The 15,660-nt window shown below is 46.4% G+C and carries 20 protein-coding genes, 1 tRNA gene and 1 pseudogene; 14 read left to right on the top strand and 8 right to left on the bottom strand.

Annotated features, from left to right (window positions below; genetic code table 11):
- Nucleotides 1-40: 40 nt before the first annotated feature.
- A complete protein-coding gene (locus V7723_RS06295; RefSeq protein WP_335683592.1) occupies nt 41-712 on the top strand; it encodes a TetR/AcrR family transcriptional regulator in 672 nt (223 codons plus the stop codon).
- On the opposite strand, the gene V7723_RS06290 is transcribed toward V7723_RS06295, so the two are convergent.
- From V7723_RS06290 to ftsE, 6 genes are all read right to left on the bottom strand, one after another.
- Nucleotides 699-3,020, bottom strand: coding sequence for an adenosylcobalamin-dependent ribonucleoside-diphosphate reductase (locus V7723_RS06290; protein WP_335683591.1), 2,322 nt, complete (start codon nt 3,018-3,020; stop codon nt 699-701). The two genes, V7723_RS06295 and V7723_RS06290, sit on opposite strands and share 14 nt — an antisense overlap.
- Before the next feature lie 87 nt (nt 3,021-3,107).
- Nucleotides 3,108-3,839: a lysophospholipid acyltransferase family protein gene (locus V7723_RS06285; RefSeq protein WP_335683590.1), complete on the bottom strand. Its 732-nt coding sequence runs from the start codon at nt 3,837-3,839 to the stop codon at nt 3,108-3,110.
- A complete protein-coding gene (locus V7723_RS06280) occupies nt 3,836-4,444 on the bottom strand; it encodes a YdcF family protein (protein WP_335683589.1) in 609 nt (202 codons plus the stop codon). The genes V7723_RS06285 and V7723_RS06280 overlap by 4 nt, the downstream gene beginning before the upstream one ends.
- A 4-nt stretch (nt 4,445-4,448) precedes the next feature.
- Complete coding sequence (locus tag V7723_RS06275) at nt 4,449-4,994, bottom strand: D-glycero-alpha-D-manno-heptose-1,7-bisphosphate 7-phosphatase (RefSeq protein WP_335683588.1); 546 nt, start codon at nt 4,992-4,994, stop codon at nt 4,449-4,451.
- Between the two features lies 1 nt (nt 4,995).
- On the bottom strand, nt 4,996-5,883 hold the full coding sequence (locus V7723_RS06270) for a cell division protein FtsX (RefSeq protein ID WP_335683587.1): 888 nt from the start codon (nt 5,881-5,883) through the stop codon (nt 4,996-4,998).
- On the bottom strand, nt 5,880-6,578 hold the full coding sequence (gene ftsE, locus V7723_RS06265) for a cell division ATP-binding protein FtsE (RefSeq protein WP_335683586.1): 699 nt from the start codon (nt 6,576-6,578) through the stop codon (nt 5,880-5,882). The genes V7723_RS06270 and ftsE overlap by 4 nt, the downstream gene beginning before the upstream one ends.
- 124 nt (nt 6,579-6,702) lie before the next feature.
- Here ftsE and V7723_RS19765 point away from each other — a divergent pair.
- The 10 genes and pseudogenes from V7723_RS19765 to V7723_RS06225 all read left to right on the top strand — a co-directional run.
- A pseudogene (locus V7723_RS19765) lies at nt 6,703-6,798 on the top strand (MJ0042-type zinc finger domain-containing protein); the annotation flags it as partial.
- A 30-nt stretch (nt 6,799-6,828) separates the two neighbouring features.
- Nucleotides 6,829-7,410, top strand: coding sequence for a DUF3426 domain-containing protein (locus V7723_RS06260; protein ID WP_335683585.1), 582 nt, complete (start codon nt 6,829-6,831; stop codon nt 7,408-7,410).
- Nucleotides 7,411-7,477: 67 nt separating this feature from the next.
- On the top strand, nt 7,478-8,017 hold the full coding sequence (gene hpt / locus V7723_RS06255) for a hypoxanthine phosphoribosyltransferase (protein WP_335683584.1): 540 nt from the start codon (nt 7,478-7,480) through the stop codon (nt 8,015-8,017).
- Nucleotides 8,018-8,030: 13 nt separating this feature from the next.
- Complete coding sequence (locus tag V7723_RS06250) at nt 8,031-8,507, top strand: response regulator (protein WP_335683583.1); 477 nt, start codon at nt 8,031-8,033, stop codon at nt 8,505-8,507.
- A 45-nt stretch (nt 8,508-8,552) separates the two neighbouring features.
- Entirely contained in the window at nt 8,553-8,744 is a 192-nt protein-coding gene (locus tag V7723_RS19760) for a mercury resistance system transport protein MerF (protein ID WP_443024198.1), read from the top strand.
- On the top strand, nt 8,678-8,833 hold the full coding sequence (locus tag V7723_RS06245; protein ID WP_335683582.1) for a GDCCVxC domain-containing (seleno)protein: 156 nt from the start codon (nt 8,678-8,680) through the stop codon (nt 8,831-8,833). The genes V7723_RS19760 and V7723_RS06245 overlap by 67 nt, the downstream gene beginning before the upstream one ends.
- Nucleotides 8,834-8,903: 70 nt before the next feature.
- Entirely contained in the window at nt 8,904-9,674 is a 771-nt protein-coding gene (locus tag V7723_RS06240) for a 2-keto-4-pentenoate hydratase (RefSeq protein WP_335683581.1), read from the top strand.
- 150 nt (nt 9,675-9,824) lie between these two features.
- Entirely contained in the window at nt 9,825-11,636 is a 1,812-nt protein-coding gene (locus tag V7723_RS06235) for a hypothetical protein (RefSeq protein ID WP_335683580.1), read from the top strand.
- Nucleotides 11,633-12,670, top strand: coding sequence for a glycosyltransferase family 2 protein (locus V7723_RS06230; protein WP_335683579.1), 1,038 nt, complete (start codon nt 11,633-11,635; stop codon nt 12,668-12,670). The genes V7723_RS06235 and V7723_RS06230 overlap by 4 nt, the downstream gene beginning before the upstream one ends.
- 33 nt (nt 12,671-12,703) lie before the next feature.
- Nucleotides 12,704-13,057: an EamA family transporter gene (locus V7723_RS06225; protein WP_335683578.1), complete on the top strand. Its 354-nt coding sequence runs from the start codon at nt 12,704-12,706 to the stop codon at nt 13,055-13,057.
- Nucleotides 13,058-13,066: 9 nt separating this feature from the next.
- On the opposite strand, the gene V7723_RS06220 is transcribed toward V7723_RS06225, so the two are convergent.
- Together V7723_RS06220 and V7723_RS06215 are read right to left on the bottom strand one after the other, a co-directional pair.
- The gene (locus V7723_RS06220; RefSeq protein WP_335683577.1) at nt 13,067-13,588 is read right to left on the bottom strand and encodes an A24 family peptidase; all 522 of its coding nucleotides are present in this window, start codon (nt 13,586-13,588) and stop codon (nt 13,067-13,069) included.
- A gap of 137 nt (nt 13,589-13,725) precedes the next feature.
- Nucleotides 13,726-13,811, bottom strand: a tRNA-Leu gene (locus V7723_RS06215).
- Nucleotides 13,812-13,977: 166 nt separating this feature from the next.
- Between V7723_RS06215 and V7723_RS06210 the strand changes: the two genes are divergently transcribed.
- Genes V7723_RS06210 through V7723_RS06200 form a run of 3 tightly spaced genes read left to right on the top strand, consistent with a single transcriptional unit; the run spans nt 13,978 to nt 15,656 of the window.
- Nucleotides 13,978-14,559 carry a YqaA family protein gene (locus V7723_RS06210; protein WP_443024197.1) on the top strand — a complete coding sequence of 194 codons (582 nt, stop codon included), beginning with the start codon at nt 13,978-13,980 and terminating at the stop codon, nt 14,557-14,559.
- A gap of 31 nt (nt 14,560-14,590) precedes the next feature.
- A complete protein-coding gene (locus V7723_RS06205; RefSeq protein ID WP_335683575.1) occupies nt 14,591-15,079 on the top strand; it encodes a disulfide bond formation protein B in 489 nt (162 codons plus the stop codon).
- Between the two features lie 10 nt (nt 15,080-15,089).
- Nucleotides 15,090-15,656 (top strand): demethoxyubiquinone hydroxylase family protein, encoded by a 567-nt coding sequence (locus V7723_RS06200; protein WP_335683574.1) that lies wholly within the window; start codon nt 15,090-15,092, stop codon nt 15,654-15,656.
- The last annotated feature ends 4 nt before the right edge of the window (nt 15,657-15,660 follow it).

Here is a 15,660-nt window from a genome sequence, read left to right as displayed (position 1 = left end):
TTAGAGTATCCTTATCTAATTGATATTATTGGTAAAAAATATGGAAAAAACAGCACTCGCGCCAATTCCACGAAAAAACGTAGATCGACGAAAAGACTCCGATCAACGAATTATCCAGGCCGCCATGTTGCTGTTCGCGGAGCATGGATATCAACGCACGACGTTAATTCAAATTGGTTTAAAAGCGGGTTATACCGGGACACTGGTGAGTAATCGTTTTGGAAGTAAAGAGCGAGTATTACGGGCTGTGCTCGCGCTTATCCTCAATCGGTTTGAGACGAGCGGGAATATTGACCAGCCCAATAATAATTCAGAGGCTGTTCCGGTGGCCGAGCAATTATCTGGTTTTGTGGCCGCTTATCTTGAAGATGTGGCCTTAAGGGGAACCAGAATTCGGGCGCTCTATGTCCTTATGGGAGAGGGAATGGGATCTCTACCTGAGATAACAGACGAAATAGCTCATGTGAATGAGGTTTTCCGCGGCAGGATAAGTTCTTTTGTTGAGAGTGGGAAAGAAAAAGGCGAGTTTAAAGCCACGTTGGACATTCTAACAACGGCGGTATTAATTGTCGGGCTGCTACGCGGTGTCGCCATGCAAATACTGGTGGAGCCGAAGTCTTTGCCATTAAAAGATCTTATTGCCGCCACTCAGGAAACTGTTCGATCCATTGTCACTATTCATCACCCTCACAAAACCCTCAACCGCATTTAGAGTATCCGCAGGACGTACAAGTATCGCATCCTTCCGATTTTATAAGACTTGCATCACCGCATTGTGGGCATTGACGGAGAAGGCTGTTTCGAGCAAGATCTTCACCGGAGGAAACGGCTTTCGAAACGGGTTCTGGCTCACTATCGGACGCTTTGGGGTTTGGCAAAAATCCAATTTGGATCATATGTGTTTCGATCATTCCACCAATGGCGGCCAATAACGATGGTACGTATTTTCCTTTAACCCAAGCGCCGCCCCGTGGATCGAAAACGGCTTTCAATTCCTCAACGACAAAGCTCACATCACCGCCCCGCCGGAAAACAGCTGAAATCATTCTGGTTAGTGCAACCGTCCAGGCGAAATGCTCGACATTTTTCGAATTGATAAAAATCTCGAACGGGCGGCGTCGGCCATCCTGAATGATATCGTTCAGCGTTATATAGATGGCGTGATTGCTTTCCGGCCAGCGAAGTTTGTAAGTTTGTCCCGGTAATGTGCCAGGCCGATCAAGCGGTTTGGTCATATAGACAATACCGCCTGCCTCGAAACTATCTTCAGGTTTTGAGAAAGGCTCATTCAATGGTAAGGATTCTTGTGGGTCGTCAGATTTCTCGGGTGTGATTTCAAGGACAGCGCCGGTCACGTCATTGGGTCGATAGGTTGTACATCCCTTGCATCCCATATCATAAGCCTGCATGTAGATATTCTTGAAATTCTTGAAGGAAATATCTTCCGGACAATTGATGGTCTTACTTATGGAACTGTCGATATATTCCTGAACCACCGCCTGCATGCGAACATGCTCTGGTGGTGTGAGCGTTTGAGCGTCGACAAAGTAATCCGGCAGGGGCGCTTCATTTCCTTTGAGGCGTCGGAACAAGCGGAGGGCATAGTCGGTGACTTCCTCTGCTTTGCGGCTGCCATCGGGCATCAGGACGTTTCGTGTGTAGGAAAAGCTGAATACGGGTTCCAGGCCACTGGAAATATTATCAGCAAGGAGAGAAATAGTTCCCGTGGGGGCAACAGAAGTTACCAATGCATTCCGTATTCCGTTTTTCTGGATGGCGGCGCGGATGTCTTCGTCGAGATCCTGTATGGATTGCCCGGCCAAATATGGTTTTTCCTCATATAGCGGGAACGAACCTTTTTCAGCAGCGATGTCTGATGAGGACAGATAGGCGGATCTTTGGATTTGGGCCATCCATTCTCGCGACGTCTCAACAGCCGCATCCGAACCGTATTTTACACCGCACATGATCAGAGCGTCAGCGAGGCCGGTTATGCCGAGACCGATCCGTCGTTTCGATGTGGCTTCATGGGCCTGTTCAGGCAACGGATATCCCGACACATCGACCACATTATCCATGAGGCGAATAGCGTCCCGAACCACTTGATCTAGCAATTCACTGTTGATCTTCGCGGTATTCTCGAATGGGTCTGTGATCATTCTTGTCAGATTGACGGATCCGAGCAGACAGGCGCCATACGGGGGTAACGGTTGCTCGCCGCAGGGGTTGGTGCTGGTGATGGTTTCGCAATAGTGCAGATTATTGCGATCATTAATTCGGTCGATGAAAATAACGCCGGGTTCCGCGAAAGCATAGGTTGCGCGCATAATTTCATCCCACAATTCGCGAGCCTGTAATGTCTGGTAATGGGTTCCGTCAAACGAAAGCTCCCAAGCTTCGTCTTTTTTAACGGCGTCCATAAACGCATCGGTGACCAGTACCGATAAATTGAACATTCGAAGCCGTCCCGGATCCTGTTTTGCCTTAATGAAATCCAGGATATCCGGATGATCACAGCGCATTGTCGCCATCATGGCGCCACGACGTGATCCTGCACTCATGATGGTTCGGCACATGCTGTCCCAGACATCCATGAAGCTCAAGGGCCCGGAAGCATCAGATCCCATGCCATGAACGGGGGCACCTTTCGGGCGCAGGGTGGAAAAATTATATCCGATCCCGCCCCCTTGTTGCATGGTGAGGGCCGCTTCTTTCAGGTTGTCGAATATCGACGACATATCGTCGGGGATATTTCCCATAACGAAGCAATTAAACAAGGTGACTTTTCGCTTCGTTCCGGCGCCGGACAGGATACGCCCAGCTGGCAAGAACTTGTAGTCCTTGAGAAGGTTATAAAATCTCTTTTCCCATTTTGCTTTGTTTGTTTCCGGCGCTGCCAGTGCTTTGGCCACACGGGACCATGTATCCTCGATGGACTTTTCCTTGGATTTACCATCGGCAGATTTGTGCCGGTATTTCATATCCCATATTTGCTGGGAAATGGGCGCAACAGACGACATTAAGACACCTATCGAGTTGAGTGGGGCCGGATCTCATAAATATAGTCTTAAACACTACATCCGCAAAATTTAATGTTCGTTAACCGGCTATTTCGCCAGATATTGTGCTCTGCCTTCCTCGACCAGTTCCTTGGTCTTGGTTTCGATCCGGGTTTTAAGCTCTGCCATAAAAACTCTGCGATCCAGCCCAGCTTCAATGGGAGGGAGAAATTCAATCACCATTTTGCCGGGGCGACAGAGGAAGCTTTTCCGGGGCCAGAACAATCCGGTGTTTAAGGCAACAGGCGTCACAGGTTGCTTGAGTTTTGAATAGAGCGCCGCAATTCCGGGCTGAAAAGGTAAATCACTATCAACCGCAGATCGAGTTCCTTCTGGGAAAATAATAATCGGGCGATTATCATCTAACGCCACTTGGGCCTGAGCCAGCATGCTCTTTAGTGCTGCCGCTTGCCCTTTTCGGTCAACGGCGATCATTTTAGTTTTACGGCAGTACCATCCATATACCGGGATATTGAGCAGTTCCTTTTTTAGGATAACCGCAGGGTCACGGGTAATGCGATGAAAGATCATGGTTTCGAAGGCCGATTGGTGCTTGCAGGCCACCACCGCCGCGCCGTCGGGTAAGTTTTCTTGTCCACGTATTTCTAATCTGAGTCCGCAAATAGTCCGCAGCAGAAAAATGATGCCGTTCGTCCATATGGTTTGGCCGCGAACGATCCAAATTTTATCAAAGGCAAGCATGGGCAGAAACGCCAAATTCATGATCACCGACCAGGCGAAAAAGCAGATGAAAAAGCTGATTGATCTAATTTGGGTCAACTGCGAACCTCTTCATTGTTTACCATTTCCAAACGAGACCGCATCAGACTGAAAATATATTTGTTAAATTCCCCGCCAACGACGACAAAAGTATGCAGATTCGTCCACCATGCCTCAATATTGAGTGTTGCACTTTCAACAGGGTAGGCGATCAAAGTTGTTTCCGGCATTTTGCGTCTAAGTTCAACCAGGCTGCGGGGCATGTGGTAAGCGCTGGTGACGACCAGTACTTCGTTTATATTGTGGTTTTTTACCCATAATGCAGTTTCTTCAGCATTACCTTCTGTATTGCGTGCTATCCGGCCCAGATCGACACAACAATCCATAAGACTATTGCTTTGACCTGTTGCTTGCCTAAGCGTCTCCCGCGTTACTTTTGCGTTGACGCCGGAGACCAGTAATCTAGCGCCTGGGGTTTTCTTCAACAAGTCAAATCCTGTTTTCAATCGGGCCGGTGTCCCGGTCAAAATAACAATTCCATTTGTTTCTTGGGGTGAAGCAGGGGCAGTATGCTGAATGTCTTGAACGAAAGTTAGAAACCCACCCATCCAAAAACAACCGCAAAAAAAGATCACTTTAATCATACTTTTAAATATCGACCCCATAAAACTAGAACCTCTCCTCAAGCACGTAGCCTACTGCTTGCTTAAGGTCACGCGCAACGGAAACGGGAAGAAGGTGCGGCGCTAAACCTGCCCGTTGGGTGTGTTGACCTTTGCCGGTCTGTACAAGGATTCTGTGACAGCCTGCTGCAAACGCAGCTTCCAAATCACCCGGACTATCGCCTATTAACACCGTTCGGTCGGGTGTTTGATTAAACTTATTCATTGCTTTCAATATCATGCCTGGAGCGGGTTTTCGCATTTGCGTCGCAGCCCAAGGGGCATCCGGTGCGACGAAAATAGCATCGACATGTGCCGCAGCACGCCTCAAACTATCTTGAAGTTTGTCATGGATGGCGGTTAACTGATCTTCGGTGATAATACCGCGTCCGATGCAAGATTGATTTGTGACTATTGCTACCAGATGGCCTGCATTGTTCAGCTTCGAAACGGCCTCTAAGGAGCCTGAAATAAACACTAACTCTTTCGGAGATTTAACGAAGTCCGATCGATCCGCATTTATTACCCCGTCTCTATCCAATAACACGAGCATTTCACATCATCCGGCTGAGAGATTTCAGAACAACGGTCCTGACGGTGTATCTGGTCAACAAAGCGACCAGAAACGGAAGTACGGCAAGAGATACAAAGCCAAATATACCGAGGCTCAACGGCGGCAACATAGACGCTTCCAACGAACCGACAAGAAAATTAAAGATAAACATGACAATAATGGCAGTTATAAGTCCGGGGAGTGCGCCAAGAAAGCTAAGACGAGAAAAATAATTCTGGAATTGCTCTGCTATATATCGATCTTGTGCGCCAATAAGATGTAAGACTTGTATGACATCCGAATGCATTATCAGGCCTGTGCGGACTGCAAATATAACAATTATAACAGTAACTAAACCAATTAGTAACATGACGGCAAAGCCGAGAAGCTGGACGGATCGACCCAGAACAATCATTCTATCTAACCATGGCCGGTGCGTATCAAGCTTGGCTCCGGGAACAGCCTTGGAAAGTTTATCATTGAGCGCCTGCAGATCCAGAGCGCTATCATCCTCGACAATGACTTCGATGAGTCGTGGGACAGGGAGCTGCGCAATCGCCGCGCTTTTACCAAGAAAGGGTTCAAGAAGTTTCAATGTTTCGTTCAATTCAATTGCACGAACAGATATAATTCCGGGTGTCCCAGAAAGTACCTTAACGGCGGCCTCTACTTTACCATCCAGATCTGCCCCCGCTTCATAGGCGATCTCGGCTGTCAGATTTTCGGTGAGGGTTTCAGACCAATCGCTGATCGCTCCGCTTAAAGACGAAATTCCACCAATAGCAAGTGCTGCCAGAAAAATCATTGCCGAGATCACTATTGGCAAATACCTACTGGAAACATCTTTTTCCAGCTGCAATTCGGCTGACTTTCCAAAAATTTGTATCATGCACCAGTCTCATCGAAACGTTCAGGGATATTGGCCGGACTACGAGAGGATAATAGACCGTCTTTTAAATACATTACTGGATTGCCGAATCTCTGTATCATATCCAAATCATGGGTGGCGACGACCACTGTCGTCCCAATTTTATTGAGCTCTTGGAATAACCGCATCAAGCGCAGGCCCATTTCAGCATCCATACTTCCAGTTGGTTCGTCGGCGATTAGTAACTGAGGGCGATTTATGATTGCACGAGCGATGGCCACCCGCTGCTTTTCACCGCCTGACAATGTCGGCGGCTTGGCATCAACTTGATTTCCCAAGCCAACCCAATCGAGTAATTCAGCCACATGTTGGTAAATCTGGCTATCGACGGCGCCGGCAATTTTTAAAGGTAACGCAACATTATCAATCGCCGATAAATGATCCAACAGCCTGAATTCTTGATAAACGACACCAATTTTTCGCCGGAAGGCTGGCAAGTCGTCGCGCTCCAACGTTGACACTTCTCGATCGAACAGAGTTACGAGACCACGGCTTGGTCGATGAGAGAGTGCCAGTAATTTCAAAAGGGAGCTTTTCCCGGCACCAGTAGGGCCAGTTAGAAAGTGAAAAGAACCGGGACGCAAATGGAAACTGATGTCGCGTAAAACTTCCGGACCCATGCCGTACCGCATGCCTACATTTTCAAATCTGACCAATGAATCCTCCGCAAATAGCTGAAATGACGATAAACTAAGATAGATTTATCAGCCAGTCTTGTGCATGTCTAAGCAAACGCCTATAAAAAAGAAAGTTTAAACAGTAGGCTGATTACTCTGAGCAATGATTTTAACTTGTTCAACATGTTCAACACGGTATTCTATAGATCCGATTTCGATCGGTTCGGAAGGCCGTGCTGTTAAATGCGCGAAATGTGGGCACAAGTGGCGGGAGTTTCCGCCTGGTGATATGCCAAAGACCGTGACGGCCGATTTACCTGAAGAAAAAACGATGGCCGAAATGGCGCCAGCAGGTGGCCAGGAAGGGTTGAGCATTGAGCAAATGACAACCTCCAAGGCGACGATGAGCAGTGCTGCTACTTCTGGTAAAAAAGGAAAACGGCTTGGTTGGCTGATCCTTTTATTAGTGCTGATTGGGATTGGGGTGATCGCATTTTATGGCCGCAATTACGTTGTTCAGATCTGGCCGGGAAGTGCTGCGCTCTACCAGTCTTTTAAAATAGACGTCGAAACGACGAATACTCTTGGTTTGGAAATCCATGATTTGACAACAAAAACAGTGTTGCAAAATGGTGTCACAACCTTGACGGTGACGGGCGTAATTAAAAATATTACGGAGATTACGCAGCCCTTACCTCGTGTAAGTGTCGCACTTATTAATACCGATGGTCAGCATGTTTACAGTTGGACAACCACCGTCGAAGAGCGAGAAGTACAACCTTGGGGACAAGTAGAGTTTTCAACGAGTATGAACCAACCACCAGAAGAAGCAAAAAATGTGAAAGTTGATCTCATTGAGATTGGGAAATAGCAAAAAGCTGAGATATCACGTGCAGAACGCCGCAGTATTTTAGCATAGAAAGAAAATGGGAGTTGGAATGGCAGATTCGAAGCCACAAATTGAAATTTTATTTTCAAGCGCGGATATTGCAAAACGCAATGAAGATCTAGCGGAAGAAATCGCGAATGATTTGGGACACGACATACTTGTCATCGCCGTATTGAAAGGTAGTTTCGTATTTGCAGCAGATCTCATACGTTCTCTGCACCATGCGGGAGTACAACCTCAAATCGACTTTATGGCGCTTTCCTCATATGGGGATAAAACAATCAGTAGCGGAACAGTTGTTATCACGCGTGACATTGTGGATACCGTTAAAGGTCGCAAAGTGTTACTGATTGACGATATCCTTGAATCTGGTCGAACGATGGATTTTGCTAAGAATGATCTCTTGTCTCGCGGTGCAGAAACAGTGAAAACCTGTCTGATGCTCGACAAAAAGGGGAAGAGAGTGAACGACTTTGAAGCCGATTTCGTGGGCTTTGACTGTCCAGACTTGTTTGTTATCGGCTATGGACTGGATTATGCGCATTATTATCGAGAACTCCCATACATTGGTTACATCGTTCAGAATTGAGTGAGGTAATGAGATGGCGCGCATACTAGTTGCAGAAGATGAAGCCGCTCTTCGGGAATTTGTGAGCCGGGCGCTAACTCATCACGGTCATGAAGTAAGCGTTGCGGAAGATGGCGCAGTCGCGCTTGATATGTTGGCTAAAGACCCAAACTATGACCTGCTCTTGACCGATATTATGATGCCCATTATGGACGGTATTGCGTTGGCGCTAAAAGTCACGAAAGAAAATCCCAAATTGAAGATTTTGATGATGACAGGATTTGCAGCTGAGCGGCAACGCGCGCATAACTTAGACACGCTCATTCATGACGTTCTAGCAAAACCATTCACGCTGTCAGAAATCTGCGAAAAAGTAGATGAAGCTTTGGCCAGTGATGGTCAAGAAGTACGCTCGGTGACGACCACGGATGAAGGCCTGGTCTCTGCAGAACGGCTCACAATCAACCATATTCCTAGTAATGTGCGAAAATCGAACGAGAGCGAAGAATAAGGTATTTTTGACGATAGGGCTTATCGGCAGTAGTGTTGCTTTACGCTGATCCTTGTCTTTTTATTTGATATTACTGGATTAGGTGCTTGGCTATCTGTCGTTGATATCGAACTTATTCCTGCGCTGATTGGCTTTCTCGGACTGACGCTATTTTCCGTTGTTCGACATCAATGGGAAAAAGGCCAACTGATGAGTGTCAATTTTCCTATGATTTTAAGAAATGCGAAATCCTCTTAAAACCGTTGTGTGGAGATTACTGCGTTTTATGGTCGTTCGGCGATATCCCGTGCCCTTTTATTAAAGAAGATAAAGTCTGTTGCTCTTGAATTGGCCATTGAAGACGGTTGCTAGTCATGATTAAGTAACCTAATAAAAATTACGTTAGACGGAAATATTATGGATCATCAATCGATCGTCGAACAGCTCGCAAGTGCGAAAAAACAGGGAGAACATGTTGACTTAGATGTTTCCTCCATACCTCTTAGCATTGAGGATAGTTACGATCTGCAGGCCGAATATATTGCACAGATTGGCTGGCCCATTCGAGGTTGGAAAGTTGGGGCAACATCGAAAGCTGGGCAAGAAGCCCTGAAAATTGAAGAACCCATAGCGGGCCCGATATTTGAGCCTTGCTTACGTGTTTCTGGTGAAACCGTTAAGACGCCGACAAATGCCATGCGCGTACTGGAACCAGAATTTGCTTTTTTGATGGCGCGTGATTTGCGGCCAAAGGAGCATGAGTATTCTGTTTCCGATGTTAGTGCGGCAGTTGCAGGTGTGGCCGGGGCCATCGAAATAGTTGATTCTCGTTTTGATCGACATTTTGATGTTGGGATTGGCTGGACGATCGCCGATGGTAGTGCCAATCATGCATTTATTCCAGGAACCCTGCAGGAAGATTGGCAGGGGTTAGACTTACAATCCCATTCCACGCGATTATCGATAAATGGGGATATTGTCGCTGAAGGCAATGGTGGAAATGTCATAGGTGGGCCGCTCAATATCCTATGTTGGGTATGCAACCATCTGATTTCTCGTGATTTGTATTTGAAAGCAGGCGATTGGGTTTCTACCGGATTGACGACGAAAGTTGTGACTGGGAAAACGGGTGATCTAGTAGTTGCGGACTTCGCTGGTTTGGGGACTGTTTCTGTCCGCCTTGATTAATAGGAGTGAATTGAATGTCCTCCTGCGGCACCTAAAGTAGCTTAAGGTTAATAATTTACCTATCATTCCGCTATCCGGTTTATTTTTGTTAAGGAATTTCAGCTAATTTAACATCTAAATCTCGCATTACTTGCGAAAACCCGGAGATGGATGTTGACCCTAGAGCGAATTTTCCTCGTCATTGCACTTTGGCTTGTGTGTTTTATTGTACTGCCAGTACAAATGGGCGATAGCGCGCGCAATTTTGAGCCCAATGGTCCAGATTCCTATATGCGATTGGAACGCGTCAATATTCTAGCGGAAACTGGAAATTGGTATGACAACAAAATAGAACGAGCAGGTGCTGAAGGCGGCGCCGACATTCACTGGACGCGGCCCATGGATGTTTTAATTATGTCTCTCGCAGCGCCTATCCGGCCTTTTATGAGCGATAGAGACGCATTTGAGTTGGCTGGAATTATCCTGCCTGCACTGATGTCATTGTTACTCATCGGTCTGGTCCTTTGGGCTTTAATACCTTTGATGCAGACACAAAATTTTTTACTTGTCGCTTTGCTTATTGCTGCTCAACCTGCATTTCAAAGCTATCTGGGGATCGGCAGAATAGATCATCATGCGGTTCTCGCAGCACTTATGGCCGGGGTACTTGGTTGCTTGGTCCGCGCCAGCAATCCTACTAATTCCGCGAAACTTGCCTTGCTGGCAGGCGGTCTGACAGGGTTAGGCATATGGATCAGTTTGGAGTTTTTGATCGTTTATGTACCCTTGACTGTCGGCTTGGGCATATGTTGGATGTTGTGGGGAAAACCGTGGCGAGTGGCCAACCGGAATTTCGCAATCGGAGTTTTAAGCGCATGCGGTATTGGCTTGATAATCGACACACCATTTTCTGAGTTTTTGGTTGATCGATATGATCGTCTGACAATCGCACAGATATTTCTCGTTGCCTGCCCTGTTATGTTCTGGACAATATGCGCGAAATTCCTAGACAACATGGATCAATGGCTAAGACGTTTCGTGGGAACGGCTACATTTGGAGCTGTTTGTTTTTTAGGCATAGCAATATTCTTACCAGATCTTTTCGTTGGGCCCATGGCAGAAGCCGATCCACGTATTAACCCTATTTGGCATGACAAAGTCGCCGAAATGACCCCCTTAATCGTCAGCAGCAAGCTGGTTGTGCTTTACTGCTTACTACCAATGGTCGGAGTTGTTTATGGCGGCCTCGTGCTTTTTGGCCGAGTGCCGTCAGAACGTCGACAAATTTGGGTATGGATAACGTTGCTTTTGATATTTACAGGCGCCCTAGCTTTGGCCCACATACGCGCAAGTCTTTATCTTACAGTGGCAGCTGTCTTTGCTGCAGGCCCACTAATCGAAGATCTTATTGCCTGGGTGAATGAAAAATTCGCTGGATGGAAAAAAGGTATCAGCGGAATATTCGTGAGGGGGGTCTTTATCGTCGGACCATTTTGCTTAGCGATACTTGCGGGAAATATTACGAAAACATTTGAATCTAAGGAAGCCGAAGCGGCCGTCGCCAGTGAAGATGAGAAATGCGATATCTTTGAAATCACTGAATTCTTATCTGGCGAAAATTTCATCGCTGGCCGAAAAAACCTAAAGTTCGCTAACAATATCGATCGTGGGCCAGAACTCATATACCGCACACCGCATAAATTTTTAGCCGTGCCTTACCATAGGAATGGCGATGTGATTTTTGACTCCCACTCTCTACTTGCAGCGGACGACTTTGAGACAAGTGAAACGTTGCTGCTAAAGTATGATATTGACTATATATTGATATGCCCCAATGCTGCCGAACGTTGGTACTATCAAGAATCGGAGGAAACTCCTGCATTCTACAATCAATTGTTATCCGGAAACTTGCCGCATGAATTGTTATCGGTGAGCGTACCAAAGCCCTGGCGATTGTTCAAATATAAGGCCGAAAACCAGTGAACCAAAGTGAACCTATCATCAAGACAAGTTTGCCGCGAATGGCAGCTGATGGCATAACAACACCGTCGATTGCGGTGATGATACCGTGCTTTAACGAAGAGCAAACCATTGCAACGGTAGTTGAAGATTTTAAGAAAGCACTGCCTCAAGCGCGTATCGTCGTCTGCGATAATGTTTCAACCGATCAAACCGGCGATAGAGCCCGCGCTGCAGGCGCCGAGGTTATATACGAGTCCATGCCGGGAAAAGGCAATGCCGTTCGCAGGCTGTTTTCAGATATCGAAGCTGATATATACGTTATGGTTGATGGAGACGCTACCTATGAAGCTGCCGTCGCACCTAAACTTGTTTCACACCTTTTAGAACAGCGCCTTGATATGGTTTGCGGAAAACGCGAAGCGTCGGTAGACGCGGCGTATAGAAAAGGTCACGTGCTGGGCAATAAAATGTTTACAGCACTAGTTGCTGGCGTTTTTGGGCGAAGGTTCGATGATATCCTGACGGGATATCGGGTTTTCTCAAGAAGGTTTGTAAAATCATTTCCAATTCTGTCTGAAGGTTTTGAAATAGAAACGGAGCTTACAATTCATGCACTTGAGTTGAATATGCCGGTAGCGGAAATACCCAGTATTTATCTCGAACGCCCTGATGGCTCCGATAGTAAGTTGAACACAATCTCAGACGGCCTGAAGATCTCGAAATTGATTGTGAAATTGATAAAAGACGAGAGGCCGATGACTTTCTTCGGATGGTTGTTCCTCATATTCTCGGCCACATCCCTTATATTGTCTTTTCCAGTGGCAATTACTTATCTGGATACGGGACTCGTCCCACGATTGCCTACAGCTGTGCTTTCTAGTGCTGCAATGCTTTTGTCGTTCTTGTTTCTTGCCTGCGGATTTATTTTGGATTCAGTAACGCGAAGCAGGCGTGAAAGGAAACGCATTGCTTACCTTTCCATTGCCGGTCCCGCTTCAATCGATGCTGCCCAGATGTCTACATTTCCTCAAGGGGCAAGTAATGAACCGGTTTAAGAATCAGACCGGTCACTATGTCGGAGAAGCAGATTGGATATAACCAAAGACGCGCTTATTCTAATTATGCCGTTTATTCTGTCTGCCGGACAGATTCTGTTCAAGCTTTCAAGTAAAGACATTGCAGCTTTGAATGTGAGTTCTGTACTGAAATTATCCATGAATGGTTATTTTATTGTGGCGCTGGTACTATACGCTATCGCTACCATCTTATGGGTTTATATTTTAAAGCATTTTCCGCTGAACAAGGCGTATCTATTTATGGGCCTGAGCTTTGTCATTGTTCCGTTGATGAGCTACATCTTTTTAAAAGAGCCACTAAGCCTAAGATATATTGCGGGTGCTGCATGTATTATATTCGGAATTTGGCTCGCTCGCGCCGCTTGACGGGCGCTCCTAAGACCCACCTGAAATTTGGTAGAATACTGCGAACCCAGCAGCAGCGATCGCAACACCATAGGGTAATTGCAGCCCTTGCGAACTAGATGCCATCAACATCGGAGCAGGCCGTTTTAGTATCCGAATGAACAACCAATCAATACTGCTAGATACAGCCGGATTTTTAGCAAGAATTGCGGGTAGAACATACGCAACTGCTAACACCCCACCGCCAATTCCAGTAATCAGAAGGAGCAAAATGAGGTAGTCAGGGCCCGCCCATAGCGCCAGAGCAGCGAGCAATTTGACATCTCCTCCTCCGAGCCAGCCTAGAGAAAAAATAACGATTCCCACAACGAGCACACCGGCACCGGTCAAAAGGTGCCAGGGCACATCAGCCCATGCGGAAGTGTAAATGCATTGAACAAAATACAGAGCAGCAATAATGAGGGGTAACAGGTTTGGAATGCGCCGGGAAAACAAATCCCAGATTGCTGCAAGTAAAACCAACCCGCCGGCTGATATCATCAGAACAGGCATAATATTCCTTCTTCTACAAACTATTCTAATTGGCGTTGGTAAGAATTTTAAGCAGGAGAAGTTAGGATACGGTTAATAAATGATGAAAATTATTGGTATAATTACAAGGCTATACTTAGATATAGCCTTGTAAAAGATGGTGCCCCTGGCCTGACTCGAACAGGCACGCCCTAAGGACAACAGATTTTGAATCTGTCGCGTCTACCAATTCCGCCACAGGGGCCCGTGTGGAAACAGCCGCACTATAGCGATGTATTGCCATGGGTCAATAGACCATATCGTCGTCGATGCCAACTTTATAAATAATAGGATAATGATTGTTGCTGGCGTCGAAAACAGCTAGAAAGTTTATCTATGTTTTAACTGTTGAACAGGCTTTGGCACCTCTCATGTTGCGACGATTATATGATTTCACAATGAGTTTAGCGGCGAAGCCACGTGCAAAATGGTTTCTAGGCGGAATTTCGTTTATTGAAAGTTCCGTTTTTCCTATTCCGCCAGATGTTCTGTTAATCCCCATGGTTCTTGCAAATCGGGCTCAAGCTTGGCGTATTGCCTTTATTTGTAGTATTTTTTCGGTTCTTGGCGGCTTATTTGGATATCTAATCGGAGCTGTATTTTTTGATTGGATCGGCGCACCAATAATTGAATTTTATGGATATGCAGATAAATTTGACCGGTTTAAAGATGCTTATAATGAGTGGGGAGGGTGGATTGTCGCTTTTTTCGGCCTTACACCATTTCCATATAAGGTCATTACAATTGCCAGCGGTGTGACTCATTTAAACTTAGCCGTTTTTATCATTGCATCTGTCACGTCACGATCACTAAGGTTCTTTTTGGTCGCAGGATTGCTTTGGAAATTTGGCGATCCGATCCGCGATTTTATCGAAAAATATTTGGGACTCCTTACGATCGCATTTTTTGTTCTCTTGATAGGCAGTTTTTTAGCCCTTAAATATGTATTGTAGGATCTAGTCGTCATTTGGAAGTGGGCTGAGCTTGGATTTTTTGTATAAAAACGCGTTAGTTATCGCCCTAATAGCCGCACTGGGCGCGCTCGGATCAGCGTTTATAGCACAATATGTATTTGATCTTTGGCCCTGCGTGCTGTGTTTGTATCAACGTTGGCCTTATGGCGCCGTCATTCTGATTTCGTTGATAGGACTATTGGTTGGCAAGAATACCGGATCAGGTTATTTTCTGCTACTTTGTGCTGTTGGATTTGCAGCAACGGCGGCAATCGGTGGCTTCCATGTTGGCGTTGAGCAGGGTTGGTGGGAAGGTACGGCGGAATGTGTTGGAGACACTTCGAAGGCGATATCCGTGCAGGAACTAAAGGCACAAATTATGTCCGCGCCAGTTGTTCGATGCGACGATATTGCATGGTCTCTTTTTGGAATCTCAATGGCAGGTTATAATCTGATAGCTGCGGGTACGCTTGCAGTGTTTAGCTTAGTCGCTGGCGTTAAATCTTTACGTGCATCATGAGGCAGTTCTAATGACAGAGAATAAGAAATCGCGATCAAGGCTCGGGCGTCAGCCTGGAGATTTAAGCCCTCGAGAATTACTTGAACGGATTGTACGGGTGGACCATGCTGGAGAATATGGTGCTGTTCGGATATATGAGGGGCAATTGTCTGTTTTAAAAGATACGCCAGAATCTGATACTATCCGCCATATGAAAGAACAAGAAGAGGTTCATAGGGAGAGATTTGAGGAACTGATTGCGGAGCACCGCGTACGTCCGACGTTGTTGTCGCCACTTTGGCACGTCGCGGGTTATGCGTTAGGCGCGGGTACTGCAATGCTTGGCAAAGAAGCAGCAATGGCCTGTACAGAGGCTGTTGAAGAAGTAATTGATGAACATTATCGGGACCAGCTTGATCAATTGGGTAACAGTGAGCCTGAATTGAAAGAAGTCATCGAAAAATTTCGCAATGAGGAAATTGAGCATCGCGATATTGCACGGTCCGAAGGAGCTGCGGATGCGCCTGGTTATGAATTGCTGACGTCCGCGGTAAAAACCGGCTCAAAGCTGGCCATATGGCTTTCCTCTCGAGTGTGACCCC

It is taken from the genome of Sneathiella sp., assembly GCF_036960985.1.
GTDB lineage: Bacteria > Pseudomonadota > Alphaproteobacteria > Sneathiellales > Sneathiellaceae > Sneathiella.
The sequence above is the reverse complement of the archived record's forward strand: the minus strand, read 5'-3'. Positions and strand labels throughout refer to the sequence as shown.

What these genes read in the sequence shown, in the direction of transcription:
- V7723_RS06295 (WP_335683592.1), top strand. Translation starts at nt 41, where the DNA reads ATGGAAAAAACAGCACTCGCGCCAATTCCACGAAAAAACGTAGATCGA.
- V7723_RS06290 (WP_335683591.1), bottom strand. Translation starts at nt 3,020, where the DNA reads ATGTCGTCTGTTGCGCCCATTTCCCAGCAAATATGGGATATGAAATAC.
- V7723_RS06280 (WP_335683589.1), bottom strand. Translation starts at nt 4,444, where the DNA reads ATGGGGTCGATATTTAAAAGTATGATTAAAGTGATCTTTTTTTGCGGT.
- V7723_RS06275 (WP_335683588.1), bottom strand. Translation starts at nt 4,994, where the DNA reads ATGCTCGTGTTATTGGATAGAGACGGGGTAATAAATGCGGATCGATCG.
- V7723_RS06270 (WP_335683587.1), bottom strand. Translation starts at nt 5,883, where the DNA reads ATGATACAAATTTTTGGAAAGTCAGCCGAATTGCAGCTGGAAAAAGAT.
- V7723_RS06260 (WP_335683585.1), top strand. Translation starts at nt 6,829, where the DNA reads ATGCCAAAGACCGTGACGGCCGATTTACCTGAAGAAAAAACGATGGCC.
- hpt (WP_335683584.1), top strand. Translation starts at nt 7,478, where the DNA reads ATGGCAGATTCGAAGCCACAAATTGAAATTTTATTTTCAAGCGCGGAT.
- V7723_RS06250 (WP_335683583.1), top strand. Translation starts at nt 8,031, where the DNA reads ATGGCGCGCATACTAGTTGCAGAAGATGAAGCCGCTCTTCGGGAATTT.
- V7723_RS06245 (WP_335683582.1), top strand. Translation starts at nt 8,678, where the DNA reads ATGGGAAAAAGGCCAACTGATGAGTGTCAATTTTCCTATGATTTTAAG.
- V7723_RS06240 (WP_335683581.1), top strand. Translation starts at nt 8,904, where the DNA reads ATGGATCATCAATCGATCGTCGAACAGCTCGCAAGTGCGAAAAAACAG.
- V7723_RS06235 (WP_335683580.1), top strand. Translation starts at nt 9,825, where the DNA reads ATGTTGACCCTAGAGCGAATTTTCCTCGTCATTGCACTTTGGCTTGTG.
- V7723_RS06220 (WP_335683577.1), bottom strand. Translation starts at nt 13,588, where the DNA reads ATGCCTGTTCTGATGATATCAGCCGGCGGGTTGGTTTTACTTGCAGCA.
- V7723_RS06210 (WP_443024197.1), top strand. Translation starts at nt 13,978, where the DNA reads ATGTTGCGACGATTATATGATTTCACAATGAGTTTAGCGGCGAAGCCA.
- V7723_RS06200 (WP_335683574.1), top strand. Translation starts at nt 15,090, where the DNA reads ATGACAGAGAATAAGAAATCGCGATCAAGGCTCGGGCGTCAGCCTGGA.